Origin of the sequence: Citricoccus muralis, from assembly GCF_003386075.1 — a bacterium.
Lineage (GTDB): Bacteria > Actinomycetota > Actinomycetes > Actinomycetales > Micrococcaceae > Citricoccus > Citricoccus muralis.
The window spans coordinates 1,682,275-1,700,289 of the sequence record NZ_QREH01000001.1; the positions used below are offsets into that span (position 1 = coordinate 1,682,275).

Genomic DNA, 18,015 nt, shown 5'->3' on the forward strand with positions numbered 1-18,015 from the left:
CTCACTCCCCCGCTCCCTCGGCCAGCACCGTCTCGCCGTCGACCCGGCGGTTCAGGTGCCAGGGGTTGTCCTGGCGCACCGGTGCCGGCAGCAGGGCCTCGGGGAGGTCCTGGTAGGCCACCGGGCGCAGGAACCGCTCGATGGCCAAGGTGCCGACCGACGTCGTGCGGGAATCCGAGGTGGCCGGGAACGGGCCACCGTGCACCATGGCGTAGCCCACCTCCACTCCCGTGGGCCAGGCGTTGGCGAGGATGCGCCCGACCTTGCGCTCCAGCTCCGGGATGAGCGGAGCCGCAGCGGCGTGATCGGCGTCGGTCAGGTGCAGGGTGGCGGTCAGCTGGCCCTCCATGCGGCGGGTCGCCGCGATGAGCTCATCCAGGGAGCCGTAGCGGATGAACAGCGAGGCCGCGCCGAAGATCTCCTCGTGGAGGATCTCATTGGTCTGGAAGGTGTCCACATCGGTGCCGTAGACGACCGGTGCCGGCGAGTTCTCGGTGGTGCCTGCCTGACCCTGGCCCACAGCGCTGACGCCCTGCTGGGAGGACAGGCGCTCGACGCCGGCCGTCCAGGACTGCGCGATCCCGGCGGTGAGCATGGTCTGCCCGGCCTTCTCGGCCAGGGCGCGGGACACCGCGGCCGAGAAGCGGTCGCCGGCGGCTCCGGCCGGGACGAACACCAGGCCCGGGGCCGTGCACAACTGACCGGCGGAGCCGGTGAGGGAGCCGACGAAGGAGGCGGCGAGCGCCTCGACGGCCCCCTCGTCCCCGGAGAGGGCCCCCTCGAAGAAGTAGACCGGGTTGATGGAGCTCATCTCGGCATAGACCGGGATGGGTTCGGGGCGGGCGGCGGCGGTGGCCATCAGGGCGGTGCCGGCGCCGCGGGATCCGGTGAAGCCGACGGCCTTGATCCTCGGGTCGGCCACGAGTGCCTGGCCCACAGAGGCGCCGGGGCCGTAGATGAGGGAGAAGACGCCCGGGTGGAGGCCGAGCTCCTGGACGGCGCTGGCGATGGCCCGGCCGACGATCTCACCCGTGCCGGGGTGCGCGTTGTGGGCCTTGAAGACCACGGGGCAGCCAGCCGCGAGCGCGGACGCGGTGTCCCCGCCGGCGGTGGAGAAGGCCAACGGGAAGTTGCTGGCCCCGAACACCGCCACGGGTCCCAACGGCACCTTGCGCTGGCGGATGTCGGCGCGCGGCATCGGGGTCCGCTCCGGCTGCGCCGGGTCCACGCGGACACCGTGGTGATCGCCCTGGCGGACCACGCGGGCGAACAGGCGCAACTGGCCGGTGGTCCGGCCGGTCTCGCCGGTCAGGCGGGCCTCGGGCAGGCCGGTCTCGGCCATCGCGCGGGCCACCAGTTCCTCCCGGGACGCCTCGATGTTGTCCGCCACCCGGTCCAGGAAGGCCGCGTGCGTCTGGGGGTCCAGGGTGCTGAAGGACTCGAAGGCCTCCTGGGCGGCGGCCGTGGCACGGGTCAGCTGGTCGTTGTCGATCAGCGTGTAGGCCGGCTCCAGCGGCTCGTTGGTGGCCGGGTTGTAGCCGTGGGTGGTGCCGCCCGTGCCCGGCACGGACTCCCCGGCGATGATGGAATGCCCGGTCAGGCGGGTTTGGGTGGAGGGGGTGGAGGTCATGGTGTTCTCCTTCTTCGTCAGAGTTCAGACCGTCAGCGCAGGCGAGAGGGGTGAGATCCCGGCCTCGTTGATCAAGGCCGATAGGTCCTCACGGTCCTGTTCGGTGAGGTCGTGCAGCGGCGGACGGACGCCGCCGACGTTACGGCCGACTGCCTGAATGCCGGCCTTGACGATGGAGACGCCGAAGCCCTTTCCGCGGTCGCGGATCTCCAGGTAGGGCAGTACGAAACGGTTGAGCTTCTCGGTCACGGCGTCCCGGTCCAGATTGCGCACGTCCCGGTAGAAGTCCAGGGCGAACTCGGGAACGAAGTTGAACATGGCAGATGAGTAGGTGCTCATGCCCAGTTGCAGCAGCGGCAGGGCAAAAGTCTCAGCCGTGGGTAGGCCACCCAGGTAGAACATGCGGTCGCCATTGCGGGCATATACCTTGGCGAGGTGCTCGATGTCCCCGGTGGCGTCCTTGAAGCCGATGAAGTTCTCGTGCCGGCGGGCCAACTCGGCCACAGTCTCGGCCGAGTAGATGGCGTTGGCGCGGTTGTAGACGATCACGGCGGTCCGGGTGGAGCCTACAACGGCCGAGGCGTGTTCCAGCAATCCCACTTGGTCGCACTCGGTCAGGTACGGCGGCAGCAGCAGGATGCCCTCGGCGCCAGCTGCCTCGGAAGCCTGGGCCTGGGCGATAGCCTGGCGGGTGGAACCGCCGGCGGAGCCGAGCACCGGGACCTCCGGGCGGGAGGACTCCACGGACACCCGCACCACCTGGGCGTGCTCCGCATCGGTGAGCGAGAATCCCTCCCCGGTGCCGCCGGCGGCGAACAGTCCGGCTACGTCGAAGCCGGACTGCCACGTGACGTGGTCTCGCACGGCGTGCTCGTCCACGGAGTGGTCGGCGGCGAAGGCAGTGGCGGGGAAGGACAGCAGGCCGTCCTTGAGTCGAACTGCAAGCTCCTGCGGGGTGTACTGGGCCACGAAGACCATCCTCCTAGTTGGTAACGCGGCACTTCCGCGTTGGGGGCTGGACGGCATGGGTGCCGTTCACTGACCACCGTAGGAAGGGTTCATCATTCCTGTCCAAGGCATATTTGGCATTCTTCAATACCCTGTGAGCATGGAAGGAGAGAGGCGGAACCAGCGGTCGAGAGAGCCGTGCTCTTGAAGGCGAATGGCTCGGCACCACCCGACGACAGCGAGGCCCACCGCCCCCTAGGGAACGGCGGGCCTCATCGGCGGAGCCCTCCTGCGAGCCTCCGGGCCGTGGACACAGCTGTGCCAAGCTCGCTGCACCCAGCGCGACCAAGGCGTGGGTGCGCATGCCGGTGGTGCGCTGGCGCCACTGGCGCTCGAGGCCTATCAGCGATCCGAGCGCGATGGCGGCCCCGAACGGCAGCGCGGCGGTGAATACGTTCGTCATTGGGGCTGGATCCTCGGTGTGGTCTGCCGGTCTCGCGGACTGGCCGGCATGGAGCGCGGCGGGGTCAGTCGAGCTCGTGGTTCGCGGAGAGCTTCCACGTTCGCGTCTCTAGGTCTTCGAGCAGGGCGTCGAGGATTTCGCTGGCCGTGGAGTCCACGCCGTCGAGCACGGCGCGCACGTCCTGGACCAGTTCCACCACCTGAACCAGACGTGCGCAGATGAGCCAGGCCCCGGACCTGACCTCGACGAGACCCGCCGGGAACAGGCGCAGCTCTGAGCGCATCGCGACGGTCTGCGCGCGACCATCAGGCATCTCCTGGCGCGCTCGCATCCGCTGGGCGAGGGTGTCCGTGTGCTGGACCAGGACTTCAGCCAGCTCGTCCAGCTGGCGATGCAGCGGCCGTATGCCCTGGCCGACGACGTTCCAGTGGGCATGCCTGGCCTGGGAAGACATGTCGACCATCGCGAAGAGGATGCGCTGCAGACACTCGGCCACGTTCGCCCCTGTGGCATGCGGGCTCGCGGTGCGCACGGTCGTGATGGCCATCGACGTTCTCCTTCGTCTCGGACGGTGAGCTGGCGTGCTCAGCACGCTACGGACCGGACCGCATCGGCCAAAGGTCGGGTTGCGTGCTACCCCAGAGGCGGCGTTCGGGCATCAAGGAAGCGACGTCGGCGCAGGACGGCGCCCTTGCCCCGTGGTCGATCAACCACCCAGAGCGCCGATGAGCAGGTGCGCGACGGTGAAGTAGATGATCAGCCCGGTGCCGTCCACGACGGTGGTGATCATCGGTGCGGACACGACTGCGGGGTCCAGTCCGAGCCGCTTGAGCACCAACGGCAGGACGGAGGCGACGAACGCGGACCACAGCACGATGGCCGCGACGGTCACCGTGACGGTCAGGGCGACCTCGTTGCCGACGTTCAAGGTGAGTGCGCGTACCCACGCCAGGGCTGCGACCGAGGCGGCGACCAGGACGGCGGTGCTCATCTCCTTGCGAAGCACCAGCAGTACGTTGCGTAGGCGCACCTCCCCCACCGCCATCGCTCGCACGAGCGTCGTGGTGATCTGTGTCCCGGAGTTGCCACCTGTGCCGATCAGCAGCGGGATGAAGAACGAGAGGGCGACGACCTGCGCGAGTTCGTCCTCGAAGTGCCGCAGCACCGTCCCGGTGTACATCTCGGCCAAGAACAGCACGAGCAGCCACACGATGCGCTTGCGCCACAACAGCCACGGGCTAGCCCTGAGATAGGGCACATCCAGGGGCGAAGACCCGCCCTGCTTCTCTGCGTCCTCGGTTGTCTCTTCCTCGAGGATGTCCGCGACGTCGTCGGCGGTCAGCAACCCGAGCAGCACTCCGTCGTCGTCCACGACGGGTACCGCCAGCAGTCGGTGGTCGGTCAGCACCGCGGCGGCCTGCTCCTGGTCCTCGAGCGGGTCGACGGTGACGACGTCCTCGTCCATGATCTGCGCCACGAGCGTTCCCGGCTCCGCGAAGACGAGCGCGCGGAAGGTGACCACCCCGACCACCTGAGCGTCGGCGCTCGTGACGTACACGTACGCAGCAGTGTGCGAGTCGGCCTGGAGATCGGCGGCGGCAACCCGGATCGCGCGTACCGCGTCCTGCACGACCCAGATTGGCCGCACCGTGACGGCGTTCGGGCTCATCTGGGCTGCGGCGCTGTCCTCGGGCCACGACAACAGCCCGCGCACGACCGCAGAATGGGCCCTCCCCATCGCGGTCAGAAGACGCTCACGCTCCTCGGCGCGCATGTCCCGCAGGACGTCCGCGGTCACATCGGCGTCGAAGGCGTCCAGCAGCCCCGCCGCCTGCGCAAGCGGCAGTCGCACAAGGACCCTGGTCAGAACGTCCGGCTCCACGCCGTCGAACAGTTCCAGCCCGGTAGGCAGATCGAGCGCGCCCGCCAGAGCAACCACGTCGTCGTCGCTCAGCTCATCAAGCTGATCCGAACGTTCCTGAGGAGACGCGGTGTGCTCCAGCCAAGCATCGAGTGCGCGCGGGTCCCCCAGCGCCAGCACAGCCCGCAGATCGCGATCCATGATCGCTGTTGGGGTCGCAGCGTCGACTGGGCGCGTTCGTCGGTTGATCATTCTCCGCGACATGTCCACGCTCCTGGCTGATCTCGGGTACCGCTCGAATGTGCCTGAGCACGGCCCGTAGGATCGCCCGGACTCCAACCGCGTCCGGGCAGGGCCGTCTCTACCTCGGTGGGTGGTGAACGCTCTGCACGCTACGAGACCGCAGGCGCTCGCGCCTGCGCACGTCTCGGAATTCGGTCACGGGTTCACCCGCGACCGCGGGGACCTGACCGAGGACAAGGCAGTAGGAAGCGAGTCGAACCGCGTCCGTGCCGCACAACAGTCTCGCGCGACATCGCAAGAGCCGCGGCAAGCCGTGCGTGCTAACCGCACTCTTGCGGGCATCGAGAGGGCGGGATCGTGCGTCTGGCCGGCGAGCTAGTCAGCGCTGTCGCGGACTCGCAGGTTGCGGAACCGGAGCGCGAGAACGTCGAGTGCACTCGTTGGCAGCTCTTCGCGTGGCCAGTCTTCCTCGTCGACGACGGGCAGGCTCCAGTACTCGTAGCGCAGTCGCTCGCCTGGCAGATCGTCGTCTCCTTCGACGACAGAGGCGGAGAGCTCGGGGACCACGATCCCGCCGTCGGCGAGGCGGGTGCGCAGGACGTTACTCACGCGCGCGAGCCAGGCGCGGATGCGGCTGAGCGGGACGTCCGCGAACCCGCCTCGAGCGTTAGCGAGACTTCGCACGCCGCCCCCCGGTTCGCCAGGCAGGCCCAGCGACACTCAAACGGATGCCGCCGCGTCATCAAACCGGCCGAGCGCGACCCCCACGAGTGGCCGATCGAACGTGTCAGCGCAGCCCTGTCAAGGCTGTCTGCGTTGGATAGCTGGCAGAACATCGCGGGCCGGTGCTGGAGCTGGCGTCAGGCTGTCAGTGCAGGCCTGTACGTTCTGGCCATGTTCTCCGCGGCTGAGGTAATCACGGTCGACGTCGTCACCAACCTCTGGACAGACGCGGTCCTACCGATCGCAGCGATCGTGATATCCGTCGGAACCCTGATTTGGTCAATCCGTGACCGGCAACGCGATCATGCGCAAATCAGGATCTCAAGCGGCATCTCGATCCCGTTGTGGACGCCGGGCCCTGCCGAGCGGCTCATCGGCATCGACGTCACCAACATCGGTCATTCGGGAACGACGGTCCTGTCCAGCATCAACCTGCGCGCTGGGCGGCACGGCGGAAATCTCTGGGTCGTCCGGCCCGCCCACGGTGTCGGGCCTACGTACCCGGCGCGCCTCGAACCCGGTCAGAACGAGCATCTCCTCGTCGACCCGAAGGGTGTCGCCCTGACATGCCTCAACGAAGGCATCAGTCCCGAGTCGTTGCTCGTTGTCGTCAAGACCGGGCACGGGGAGTCCTCGGCCCCGCTCAATAAGGGCACCGTGTCGCTCATCTCCGAACTGATGCACTCCTCGGCTGGCGTCTAGAGATGACCCCGGGGGTCGACCCAAAACGTCCTGCTTCGGCGCAGGGCACGTCACGCGCATGTCGCTCTCGCCCGTAGTGAACGAGGTCGCCCAAGACTAGGAGCCTGCTACGCCTGTTGGACCAGAATCCTCGAGCGCCAACGTCTGCCAGCTCCAGGATTCGGTCGGGACTGCTGCACGGACAGGTGACAAGGATTGTGAGGCGGAAGGGCGGCCCGAGTGGTGACGATGACTTCGTACGCGATGGGCTCAATCATCGTCGACGCTCCTGGCTGCGACGGCGGCGTCGGTCGCATGTCCCTTGCGGATCGTCATGTACCGCATGAAACACCGAGGGCCGGGAACGGTCCGCGCCATCGTCGACACGCCTCCCCGGGGAACTCCCCTTCGCCGGAGTCGCCGGAGTCGCCGCACACGGCACCGGTGCGTACGTGAACTTCCAGGGCACGGTCGCGCAGGCCGATCTGCGCGTCGCCTACCCGCCCGCGACGCTCGCCCGGCTCCGCGCGGTCAAACGTTCCTGCGACCCGGGCAACCTGTTCGCGCGCAACCTCAACATCGCGCCCGCCCGCGGGGCGACGGTGTGAGCGCCGCGTTCGTCTCCGGCGTCGGCCCTTCGAAATCTGAGACCGAACGGATTGTCGCGCGCATTCGCTGCGATACGGTGATAGGATCCCCCTGGACCTCTGCGGACACGCAGTGTCACCACGGTGACCAGGTCGTCGAGCGCAGCGGTTCGCGAGCGACCAGGTCGGGCTGAAAGGGAGGCGGCCTGTGCGGAGAACCCTCAGGGCCACAGTCTGGTTCGGCGCCTACATCGCGGTCATCGTGCTCCCGCTCGCCTTCGCGGCGATCGGCGTGGTCGAAGACCGGCGAGGTTTCTGGACCGAGTTTTCCGTGGCTCTCGGATTCGTGGGCCTGGCGATGATGGGGCTGCAATTCGTGCTCGTGGCTCGCTTCCAGACACTCGCCAGACCGTTCGGCGAGGACGCCCTGGTGCACTTTCATCGGTACGTCGGTGTCGCCGGAACGGCCTTCATCTTCGCTCATCCGGTGCTGCTGATCGTATTGGTCGACCCGACCTACATCGAGCGCGTCAACCCGTTCACGGCGCCGTGGGCCGGGCGGTTCGGGACGTTGGCCGTGGTGTGCCTGCTGGTGGTGATCGCGACGTCGGTGTGGCGGTTGAAGCTGCGCATCTCGTACGAGGTCTGGCAGGCGCTGCACCTCGTCCTGTCGACGGTTGCGGTGGCTGCTGCCCTGGTTCACGTCCAGCTGATCCACCACTACGTCGACCTCCCGTGGAAGCGGGCGCTCTGGGTCCTGATGAGCGCCGGGTTCCTCGTCCTGTTCCTCTGGGTGCGCGTCTTGCGCCCGGTCCTGCGCACCCGCAGACCGTGGCGTGTCGCCGAGGTGAAGGACCAGCCCGGAGACGTCACCGCGGTGACGCTCCAACCGGTCGGCCACAGCGGGTTCAGCTTCGCTCCCGGCCAGTTCGGCTGGCTCTCGGTCGACCGGTCGCCTTTCGCCGTCACCCAGCATCCCTTCTCGTTCTCCTCGAACGGCGACGACCCGAGCCGGGTGGAGGTGAGCATCAAGAAGCTCGGCGACTTCACGTCGACGATCGGGTCGGTGCGGCCCGGCACCGTGGCCTACCTCGACGGTCCCCACGGGGTGTTCTCGCCGGACTTCCACGAGGGTCCTGGGCTCGTGCTCATCGCCGGAGGCGTAGGCATCGGCCCGATCATGAGCATCCTGCGGACGCTCGCCGCCCGAGGCGACTCCCGACCGTGCCATCTGTTCTACGGTTCGAGGCGGCTCGAGGACGCGACCTACCGGGACGAGATCCGCGACCTCTCCCGGACACTGACGCTCGAGGTCCACGCGGTCCTCTCGGACCCCGAAGACACCTGGGCCGGCGAGCGGGGATACGTGGACGAGGAGAAGCTGCACCGGCTCCTGCCGCGGGACACGTACCCGACATACCAGTACTTCATCTGCGGGCCGGGTGCGATGCAGGACGCCATGGAGGATGCACTGGGGCGGCTCGGCGTCCCCGCGGACCGGGTTCACACCGAACGCTTCAACTTCGTTTAGGAGGTTCCATGCGGCACAGATATACGCAAGCCGCAGCCGTGGTTGTCACGGCTGTCATCCTCCTCGCCTGCTTCCTCTTCGCGGTCCTCCAGAACTGACACAGCACTCGCCAGACCTGGAACTGCCTCGGCGGGTCCTCACGAGGACGACGACGTCGGTGGGCTAGATGTACAGGGTCTCCCCCCTGCGACCACGGCAGGCCCAGACGCGTTGGGCACGATCGACGAGATGCGCCTCCACTGATTGATCGACCTCGGTGCGCCCAACTCCTGACGGACCGAGTGCTCCAGCAGCACCGTCACCGTCGTGAGCAGTCGCGCCCGCGACGTCCGGGCGGCGACGTAGGAGAGCAGTACGACGCCGAGTCCCGGGTCGGGCGGGCGAGCGTCTGCGCGTGGTGGCGGACCTCGCCGTCGTGCTCGACCACGCGGGCGAGAGCGCGACCGACCGCCTGGCCCGCCTCGACGAGCGCGCAGGCGGCGCATGGTCCACCGACGCGCGCGTGGTCGCCGGCTCCGCGGCCGACGTCGCGGACCTCGTCGAGTCGTGGCACCCGGGCCGGCTACGACGGCGTGCGGCTGCGCCCCGCCGTCCTGCCCGACGACCTCGACGCCATCGTCGCGGACCTCCTCCCGGAGCTGCGGGCCCGCGGGCTCGCGCGCACCGCATACGACGCCGACAGCCTGCGCGGGCTGCTCGCCCTGCCCACCGACGTCCCGAACCGCTTCGCCGCCTGAGAGGACGAGACCATGACCACGACACCCGCCGGGACCACCGCGTCCGGCAAGCCCCGCAAGCAGATCGTCCTCGGCGCCTACCTCGCGGGCGTCAACCGGGCCCTGACCCCGGTTCTTGGACACGCTGAATCCAGCATCTGCTGGGAGAGCGAGATGATCAAGGAACTATGGCCAGGAAGAACTACTCCGAGGAGTTCCGTCGTCAGGCCGTCGACTTGTACGAGTCCACCCCGGGGGCCACGGTCCGCGGTATCGCTGAGGACCTGGGCATCGTGCGTGGCACGCTGCGGCACTGGCTCCAGGCGTACGGGACGGGCAAGAAGACCGCTGCCGACGGGACGCTGACCACCAGCCCCTTGCAGTCCAACGCAGCGCCACCCGGGCCTAGCGAGGAGGAGTCGCTCGAGCAGCGGGTGGCTCGGCTCGAGGCCGAGAACGCTGCCCTGAGGGTGCAGGCGACGAAGCTGACCACCGAGCGGGAGATCCTGCAGAAGGCGGCCAAGTATTTCGCCGGGGAGACGCGCTGGTGAGTCGCTTCCAGTTCGTCGCCGACAACTCCGCCACCTACCCGGTGAAGCGACTGTGCGAGCTCCTCGAGGTGAGGCGCTCATCGTTCTACGCCTGGCAGGCAGGCGCACCAGCCAGAGCGCAGCGGGCTGCCGCGGACGCCGAGCTCGAGGCTCGGATCCGCAAGGTCCACGCTGCCGACAACACCGTCGGAGCCCCGCGGATCACTGCCGAGCTTAACGACGGCGCCAAAGAGGGTGAGCGGGTCAACCACAAGCGGGTCGCGCGGGTGATGCGCAGCGCGGGGATCGCCGGCTACGTCAAGCGGCGAAAGGTCCGCACCACGATCCCCGAACCGGCTGATCAGAAGGTGCTTGACCTGCTCAAGCGGGACTTCACCGCCACCGCGCCGAACCGGCGTTACGTCGGTGACATCACCTACCTGCCGCTGTCCGAGGCGGCTGGCGGTGGGAATCTCTACCTGGCGACGGTGATCGACTGCTACTCCCGTCGCCTCGTCGGCTGGGCCATCGCCGATCACATGCGCACCGAGCTCGTCGAGGACGCGCTCAGGGCCGCCGCCGCGACCAGGGGATCGCTCGCTGGGGCGATCTTCCACAGCGACCACGGGTCGGTCTACTGCTCGAAGGACTACGCCGCGCTCTGCAGCAAGCTCGGCGTCACTCAATCGATGGGCACCGTCGGCTCCTCGGCCGACAACGCACTGGCGGAGTCGTTCAACGCCGCCCTCAAGCGCGAGGTCCTCCAGGAAGCGAAGACCTGGCCAGATGAACTGACCTGCCGGCGCCAGGTCTTCAAGTGGCTCACCCGCTACAACACCAAGCGCCGCCACACATGGTGCCGCTACAACACGCCGATCGCCTACGAGGTGGCCGTCGCTACCGCTACGCTGCAACCTGCTGCGTAATCACACCCCGTGTCCACGATCCGGGGGTAGGGCCCATAGATGATGCGTGATTCATACCACCAGTGATAGCGTCCACTCATCAACTATTCACTGGATCAAGTACGTGCCTTCATCGCCGTCGCCGAGGAACTCCACTTCGGTCGAGCGGCTGAACGCCTACGCATGACGCAGCCTCCGTTGAGCAGGCAGATCCAACGGTTGGAAGCCACCATCGGAGTTCAACTTTTCGAACGAAACAATCGTCGTGTCGACCTGACGGAAGCAGGCAAAGCCTTCCTCGTGGAGTCCCGGCGCTTGCTCGGGGTGGCCAATGCTGCACCAGAGGTCGCAAGGCTCGTGGCTGCCGGGTCAGTGGGCGTGCTCCGCATCGGCTTTACGGCAGCGAGCGCATTCGGACTGATGGGCGCGGTCCTCAACCGGATTTCGGAGGTCATGCCTGAGGTCTCCGTGGAGCTGCGGGAGATGGTGACCCGTGATCAGCTATCAGCGCTGGACAACGAAGAGATCGATATCGCGATCGCCCGCCCGACTGTGGACCCGGAAGTCTACCGGTCACGGCTTCTCACAAGCGAGGCCCTGGTTGCAGCACTGCCCGCTGAACACCCACTGACACGGCGGACCCGTCCGCTCGCGGCCGACGACCTCATGAACGAGGGCCTCATCATGCATTCGCCGCTGGATGCGACCTACTTCTATGACATGGTCGTGCGTCTGCTGCCCGTTTCCCGCTGGAAGTACACGCACACGGTGAGTCAGATCGTGACAATGGTGGGCTTGGTCGCCGCCGACCGGGGCATTGCAATCGTCCCGGCCTCAGCGTCCCAACTGGGTTTCAGCACGGTGCAGTTCGCCCCCCTCATGACCCCGGAGCCCAAACCGGTGCAACTCCATGCCATCTGGCGCAAGGATGATCGGCGTCCGCTCGTCCATCGGGCTCTTCAGGAACTCCGACCTGAGATTTTCCAGTAGGTGGACGCTTCGCTGGACACGTCAGACTGGGCCGATCCTCAATACCGGCGCAGGGCCTCGGGGTGATCGGCGAGCTCTTGCAGGGTCTCGCGGTGGACCCGCTGTTCCACGATGAAGGACAAGAAGGGCACCACACCGCCGCCGGCGATGGCCAACAGACGCATCCCGTTCCAGCGCATCAGCGACCACAGTCGGAAGGCGGCGACGAGGTAGACCACGTAGAGCCAACCGTGGGCGATGAGCACGGCGATGGAGAGGTTGAGCCCACCCGTCACCGAGTCCTCCGGCTGGAGGGACAAGCTGTTATCAGAGCCGTCGGCCAGAGTGCCGCCTGCGTAGAGCTCGGTGCCGTAGCCGTACTTGAAGATCATCTCGCCGACGAGTAGCAGCAGCATGATCCCGGTGATCCACGCACAGATCTTGTACATCATCAGGGCCGACTTGATCTGCTGATCCGTCCCCGCGAACCGCCGCGGAACACCCTTCTCCGGCCGCGGCGGAGGCGCCGGCAGATCCGCCTCGGTGATGTCTTCGGGGTCGGGCAAGGTGTTCGGGTCGACCGGGGGCTGCTGATCCGGGGTGGTCACTGGTTCTCCTGGGATTGCTGGGCTGACGTCGGGGCAGTAGAGGCCCCGTAGAAACGTTCGTACTCTTCGATGGCCTTCCGCTTGGTCTCGAGGACCTCGGTGCGGCGGCGCTCGAGTTCTGCGGCCTTCCATTCCTCGGCCCACTGGCGGTCGAGTTCGTCCTCGTCCTGGCTGCGCAGGTAGTCATCCCGCAGGAACCGCCACCACAGGAAGATGGCGAAGCCGGCGAACACGACCCACTCGATGGCGTAGAAGATGTTCATCCAGTTGTAGGTGGTCTCTTGCGGCTGGGGGCCCACGATCACGGGTTCCAACTCGCCGCCCTCGGCCTTCGCACCGACCTCCTGGCCGCTGCCCGGGGAGCCTGGGCCGCCGGCCGCCACCACATCGAAAGCAGCCACATAACCGGCATAGGAGCGCACGTCCCACAGGTTGATCAGTTCGGACGAGGCCAGGTTGGTCAGCACCGTTCCGTCCTCGGTGTGCTGAATGCCCTCCGGGCTGGGACCCTCGGCGGGCAGCAGTCTGCCGGTGATGTGCAGGTCTCCCTGCGGCGCCGGGTCGGTCTGGGCGGTGGACTCGGTCCAGCCGCGGACCACGGGCATGACCTCGCCGTTCGGGGCACCGTCCACCTGGAAGGCGCTGACCACCCAGTAGCCCTCGGTTCCGTCCTGGTCGCCGTGCAGTCGCGGGTGGATGAACACATCCGTGTCCGGGACGAAGGAGCCGGTCATCGTGACCACCTGGTCCGCCTCAGTGCCGTACATCGCCTTCTCCGGGACGAAGTGCTCCGTCAGCTCGACGGGAGTCTCGGTCTGGGTCAGCGGCGGCGGGGCGGAGGCGGAGTTGTCCATCTGCCACTTCCCGAGGAGCACGAACACCGCGGAGACCACGAGCGCCAAGACAAGTCCGGCGATCCACTGGGGTTTCAGGGCGGTTTTCAGCACCCCACCAGACTACGCGGTTTCTCTACCGGACGTAGAACTCACGGTTTCGGGCAGGCCACCGCGGGCCACATCGCGGACGGAGTCCTGAGCCGCCTCGACCAGCAGGCCATGGGCTTCGGCGTCCGTGCCGGCCTCCTGCGTAGCCCGCTGGGCCAACGTCCACTGCCGGTAGCGCTCGGCCTCGGCGGAGGCACGCTCGGCATCCCAGCCGAGCAGGGGTGCCATCAGGTGGGCGACCGTTCCGGCGGCGGCAGCGCCGGCGTCGTCCGCCTCGAACACCGCGCGGATCCGCCGGGCCAAGACGTCCTGGACCGAGCGCGCACCCTCATGCGTGACGGCGTGCACGGCCTCAGCGGCAAGGTGTCCTGGCAACCCGGGCAGCCCCTCGGCCAGCTCCGGGGTGGCCACGGCCAGCCGGATGACCTCCGGGGCGCCGGAACCATAGCGGTGCAGCAGGGATTCGACCACGGCGGCCGGTAGCCCCGAGTCCACGGCGAGCAGCAGGCGACGGTTCCAGGCGGGGGTCCAGCCCTGCGCGCCGAGCAACGGCAGGTCGGCAGTGCAGGAGGCGGGCACGCCCTCCCCCGAGCCGGTCACGTCCTGACCGGTCAGCGGCCCGGTGTCCTGGGCACCGGCGGCCCGGACGGCGGCATCCACGGCATCAGCGGCCATGGTCCGGTAGGTGGTGAGCTTGCCACCGGTCACCACGGTCAGCGCCGGCAACGGGGTCGCCACCACGTGCTCACGGGAGACCTTGGCCGTACCCGTGGCCGCAGCGGTGTCCCCCAGCGGCTCGTCCTCACCCGGAGGAGTCACCAGCGGCCGCAACCCGGCGAACACCCCGACCACGTCGGACCGGTCCAGCGGTTCGGAGAGCACCGCGTTGGCACGCTCGAGCACGTAGTCGATGTCTTCACTGGTGGCGGCGGGCTGTTCCACCGCCTCGTGCCAGGGGGTGTCCGTGGTGCCGATGATCCAGTGCCGGTCCCAGGGGATGACGAACAGGACCGACTTCTCGGTGCGCAGGATCAGCCCCGAGGTCGAGGTGAACCGGTCACGCGGGACCACGAGGTGGATGCCCTTGGCGGCGGTGACCCGCGGCATGCCCTGCACCACCGGCTCCTCGCGGCCATCCGGGTGGCGGAGTGGGATGGATCCGGTCCAGACTCCGGTGGCGTTGATGACGCGGCGGGCGTGGACGGCGATCCGTTCGCCGGTCTCCCGGTCGAGAACCTCCGCGCCGACGATGCCGCCGGCCTCGGACCCGAGGTACGCGGTGACCTCGAGGCGAGAGGCACAGCGGGCCCCGTGGACAGCGGCCGTACGGACGAGCTCGATCACCAGGCGAGCGTCGTCCACCTGGGCGTCGTAGTAGCGGATTGCGCCGATGTACGCCTCGGGCTTCAGCCCCGGCGCCAAGCGGGAGACGGCGGACCGGCCGAGGTGCTTGTGGACGGGCAGGTGCCCGGTGCGCCCGGCGGCCATGCCGTCATAGAGCGCGACGCCGGCCCCCACGTAGGGCCGCTCCCACGGCTTGGTCAGGGGGTACAGGAACGGCACGGGCCGCACCAGGTGCGGCGCGATGTCCTCCACGAGCCGGCCCCGTTCCCGCAGCGCCTCGTGGACGAGCGGGAAGTCCAGCATCTCGAGGTAGCGCAGCCCGCCATGGACGAGCTTGGAGGACCGGGAGGAGGTGCCCCAGGCGAAGTCGGTGGCCTCGACCAGAGCGGTGGACAGCCCCCGCGTGGTGGCGTCGAGGGCGGTCCCGGCGCCGACGACTCCCCCACCGACGACCAGCACATCCAACGAATGCTCCGGCGTCGTGGCCCGCAGCGTAGCCAGCGTGTCGGCTCGGTGTGCGGGCCCGATCCGCCCATCGCCGCCGGTGGTGGTCATCTCGCTCAGGCCGTCTGCGGTTCCGTCAGGCCCGGCTCAGCGGTCCCCGGTCGGGGCCACGAGGACCTCGACCTTCTGGAACTCCTTGATGTCCGAGTAGCCCGAGGTGGCCATGGCCCGCTTGAGGGCACCCATCAGGTTGGAGGTGCCGTTCGTGTGATGGCTGGGGCCCCACAGCACGTCGTTGAGGCTGCCGACGGTGCCGACGTGGGTGCGGTCCCCGCGCGGCATGTCCCCGTGGGCGGCCTCCCCGCCCCAGTGCCAGCCGCGGCCCGGTGCCTCCTGGGCGCGGGCCAGCGCGGCACCGAGCATCACGGCGTCGGCGCCCATGGCCAGGGCCTTGACGATGTCCCCGGAGTTGCCCACGCCGCCGTCGGCGATCACGTGGACGTAACGTCCGCCGGACTCGTCCATGTAGTCCCGGCGGGCCTCGGCGATGTCCGAGATGGCCGTGGCCATCGGCACCCGGATGCCCAGGGCGCGGCGGGTGGTGGAGGACGCCCCGCCGCCGAACCCGACGAGCACGCCGGCCGCACCGGTACGCATCAGGTGCAGCGCCGGGGTGTAGCCGGCCGCACCGCCGACGATCACGGGGACGTCCAGCTCGTAGATGAACTTCTTCAGATCCAACGGCACGCGGTTCTGGGACACGTGCTCGGCGGACACCGTGGTGCCGCGGATGACGAACATGTCCACACCGGCGGCCAGCACGGTCTCGTAGTACTCCTGCGTGTGCTGCGGGGTCAGGGACCCGGCCACCACCACGCCGGCCTCACGGATCTGGGCCAGGCGTTCGGTGATCAGTTCGGCCTGGATCGGCTGCGAGTAGATCTCCTGCAGGCGCCGCGTGTTCGCCGGCGAATAGTTGCTGGGCTCAAAGGAGGCGATCTCCTCGAGCACGGAGGACGGATCCTCGTAGCGGGTCCACAGGCCCTCGAGGTTGAGCACACCCATGCCGCCGAGCTGGCCCAGGGCAATGGCGGTGTCCGGGCTCATGACCGAGTCCATCGGGGCGCCGATCACCGGCATGTCGAACTTGAAGGCATCGATCTGCCAGTTGATGGACACGTCCTCGGGGTCCCGGGTCCTGCGCACGGGCACCACCGCGATGTCATCCAGGGCGTAGGCCCGACGTCCCCGCTTGCCGCGGCCAATTTCGATCTCGTTGCTCACGCTTTCCAGCCTAGTGCAGGCGCCGGACGGGTTAGTCCCCGGAGACGGGTCAGCGCGTCCGGTAGTTCGGCGCCTCGACCGTCATCATGATGTCGTGCGGGTGCGATTCCTTCAGTCCGGCCGGGGTGATGCGCACGAAGCGACCGTTCTGCTTGAGGTCTCCGATGGTGGAGGCACCCGTGTAGAACATGGTCTGGCGCAGCCCGCCGGCGAGCTGGTGCACCACGGCGGACAGCGGACCGCGGTAGGGCACCTGGCCCTCGATGCCCTCGGGGATCAGCTTGTCCTCGCTCGGCACATCGGCCTGGAAGTAGCGGTCCTTGGAGAAGGAGCGCTGGCCGTTGCGGGTCTGCATGGCACCCAGGGAGCCCATGCCACGGTAGGCCTTGAACTGCTTGCCGTTGTAGAACACCAGGTCGCCTGGGGATTCGGCGGTGCCGGCCAGCAGGGAACCGAGCATCACGGAGTCGGCACCGGCGACCAGCGCCTTGCCGATGTCACCGGAATGCTGCAGGCCGCCGTCGGCGATCAAGGGGACGCCGGCGGGGATGGTGGCCTTGGCCGCCTCGTAGATGGCGGTGATCTGCGGGACCCCGACGCCGGCCACCACTCGGGTGGTGCAGATCGAGCCCGGGCCCACGCCCACCTTGACGGCGTCCGCGCCGGCGTCGACGATCGCTTTGGCGCCGGCATAGGTGGCGGCTTGGCCGCCGATGACGTCCACGTGCGCGGAGGCCGGGTCCTTCTTCAGGCGGGCGATCATGTCCAGCACGCCCTGCGTGTGGCCGTTGGCGGTGTCCACCACGAGCACGTCTGCGCCGGCCTCCACGAGCGCCATGGCCCGCTCGTAGCCGTCACCGAAGAAACCGACGGCGCCGCCGACGCGCAGCCGGCCCTCCTCGTCCTTGGTGGCCTCCGGGTACTGCTGGGCCTTGTCGAAGTCCTTGACGGTGATCAGGCCCTGGAGCTTGTTGTCACCGTCCACCAGCGGGAGCTTCTCGATCCGGTGCTCGGAGAGCAGCCGAATGGTGTCCTCCCGAGAGACGCCGACCTGCGCGGTGACGAGCGGCATCCGCGTCATGGCGGAGGCCACCGTGCGGTGTTCATACTCAGAGCCCGGGATGAACCGGGTGTCCCGGTTGGTGATGATGCCCAGCAGGGTGTTCGAGGCGTCCACCACGGGCAGGCCGGAGACCCGGAACTGGGCGCAGAGATCGTCCCACTCGGCCAGGGTGGCCTCCGGACCCACGGTGAGGGGGTCGGAGATCATGCCGGACTCGGAGCGCTTGACGCGGTCCACGTGGGCAGCCTGGTCCTCGATGGACAGGTTGCGGTGGATGATGCCCATCCCGCCCTGCCGGGCCAGGGAGATGGCCAGCGGCGCTTCCGTGACGGTGTCCATGGCAGCCGAGACGATGGGGGTCGTCAGGGTGATGCGCTTGGTCAGGCGCGTGGAGGTGTCCGCCTCGGCCGGAATGACATCGGTCATGTTCGGAAGCAGGAGGACGTCGTCATAGGTCAGGCCGACGAATCCGAAGGGATCGGCGGCGGTGGCCACCGGGTCTACCGAGGGACCGGGAATCTGTGCACTCACGGGCGAGGGG

At 68.3% G+C, this 18,015-nt stretch carries 16 protein-coding genes; 6 read left to right on the forward strand and 10 right to left on the reverse strand.

All coding sequences use genetic code 11. The features are described from left to right. Position 1 precedes the first annotated feature (1 nt). From C8E99_RS07395 to mgtE, 5 genes are all read right to left on the reverse strand, one after another. Positions 2–1,630: an aldehyde dehydrogenase (NADP(+)) gene (locus tag C8E99_RS07395; protein ID WP_115931744.1), complete on the reverse strand. Its 1,629-nt coding sequence runs from the start codon at positions 1,628–1,630 to the stop codon at positions 2–4. 24 nt (positions 1,631–1,654) lie between these two features. Beyond that, positions 1,655–2,599: a 5-dehydro-4-deoxyglucarate dehydratase gene (locus tag C8E99_RS07400; RefSeq protein ID WP_115933307.1), complete on the reverse strand. Its 945-nt coding sequence runs from the start codon at positions 2,597–2,599 to the stop codon at positions 1,655–1,657. A gap of 13 nt (positions 2,600–2,612) precedes the next feature. After that, positions 2,613–3,041 carry an MgtC/SapB family protein gene (locus tag C8E99_RS07405; protein WP_115931745.1) on the reverse strand — a complete coding sequence of 143 codons (429 nt, stop codon included), beginning with the start codon at positions 3,039–3,041 and terminating at the stop codon, positions 2,613–2,615. A gap of 64 nt (positions 3,042–3,105) precedes the next feature. Next, the gene (locus tag C8E99_RS07410) at positions 3,106–3,588 is read right to left on the reverse strand and encodes a Dps family protein (protein ID WP_115931746.1); all 483 of its coding nucleotides are present in this window, start codon (positions 3,586–3,588) and stop codon (positions 3,106–3,108) included. 159 nt (positions 3,589–3,747) lie between these two features. Further along, a complete protein-coding gene (gene mgtE / locus C8E99_RS07415) occupies positions 3,748–5,103 on the reverse strand; it encodes a magnesium transporter (RefSeq protein ID WP_115931747.1) in 1,356 nt (451 codons plus the stop codon). Positions 5,104–5,502: 399 nt separating this feature from the next. On the opposite strand from mgtE, the gene C8E99_RS07420 reads away from it, so the two are divergent. The 6 genes from C8E99_RS07420 to C8E99_RS07440 all read left to right on the forward strand — a co-directional run bounded on the left by C8E99_RS07420 (position 5,503) and on the right by C8E99_RS07440 (position 11,808). After that, entirely contained in the window at positions 5,503–6,570 is a 1,068-nt protein-coding gene (locus tag C8E99_RS07420; RefSeq protein ID WP_115931748.1) for a hypothetical protein, read from the forward strand. A gap of 431 nt (positions 6,571–7,001) precedes the next feature. Beyond that, complete coding sequence (locus tag C8E99_RS07425) at positions 7,002–7,157, forward strand: BBE domain-containing protein (RefSeq protein ID WP_115931749.1); 156 nt, start codon at positions 7,002–7,004, stop codon at positions 7,155–7,157. A 187-nt stretch (positions 7,158–7,344) separates the two neighbouring features. Further along, positions 7,345–8,667 (forward strand): ferredoxin reductase family protein, encoded by a 1,323-nt coding sequence (locus C8E99_RS07430; RefSeq protein WP_115931750.1) that lies wholly within the window; start codon positions 7,345–7,347, stop codon positions 8,665–8,667. Between the two features lie 572 nt (positions 8,668–9,239). Further along, entirely contained in the window at positions 9,240–9,404 is a 165-nt protein-coding gene (locus tag C8E99_RS15865; protein ID WP_170144550.1) for a hypothetical protein, read from the forward strand. 167 nt (positions 9,405–9,571) lie between these two features. Next, a protein-coding gene (locus tag C8E99_RS07435; RefSeq protein ID WP_115931751.1) for an IS3 family transposase occupies positions 9,572–10,839 on the forward strand; the annotation gives its coding sequence in 2 pieces (ribosomal slippage) (positions 9,572–9,914 and positions 9,914–10,839; 1,269 coding nt in all). A 90-nt stretch (positions 10,840–10,929) separates the two neighbouring features. After that, positions 10,930–11,808 carry a LysR family transcriptional regulator gene (locus C8E99_RS07440; protein ID WP_342767583.1) on the forward strand — a complete coding sequence of 293 codons (879 nt, stop codon included), beginning with the start codon at positions 10,930–10,932 and terminating at the stop codon, positions 11,806–11,808. 38 nt (positions 11,809–11,846) lie between these two features. Here the strand turns inward: C8E99_RS07440 and C8E99_RS07445 are convergent, their stop codons facing one another. From C8E99_RS07445 to guaB, 5 genes are read right to left on the reverse strand one after another with little or no spacing between them, the layout of a single operon-like run. Next, entirely contained in the window at positions 11,847–12,395 is a 549-nt protein-coding gene (locus tag C8E99_RS07445) for a DUF3817 domain-containing protein (RefSeq protein ID WP_115931753.1), read from the reverse strand. After that, complete coding sequence (locus tag C8E99_RS07450; protein ID WP_115931754.1) at positions 12,392–13,342, reverse strand: SURF1 family cytochrome oxidase biogenesis protein; 951 nt, start codon at positions 13,340–13,342, stop codon at positions 12,392–12,394. The genes C8E99_RS07445 and C8E99_RS07450 overlap by 4 nt, the downstream gene beginning before the upstream one ends. A 9-nt stretch (positions 13,343–13,351) precedes the next feature. After that, positions 13,352–15,238, reverse strand: coding sequence for a glycerol-3-phosphate dehydrogenase/oxidase (locus C8E99_RS07455; RefSeq protein WP_115931755.1), 1,887 nt, complete (start codon positions 15,236–15,238; stop codon positions 13,352–13,354). A 36-nt stretch (positions 15,239–15,274) separates the two neighbouring features. Continuing rightward, positions 15,275–16,411 carry a GuaB3 family IMP dehydrogenase-related protein gene (locus tag C8E99_RS07460; protein ID WP_115931756.1) on the reverse strand — a complete coding sequence of 379 codons (1,137 nt, stop codon included), beginning with the start codon at positions 16,409–16,411 and terminating at the stop codon, positions 15,275–15,277. A 49-nt stretch (positions 16,412–16,460) separates the two neighbouring features. Next, a complete protein-coding gene (gene guaB / locus C8E99_RS07465; protein ID WP_281269060.1) occupies positions 16,461–18,005 on the reverse strand; it encodes an IMP dehydrogenase in 1,545 nt (514 codons plus the stop codon). Positions 18,006–18,015: the final 10 nt, after the last annotated feature.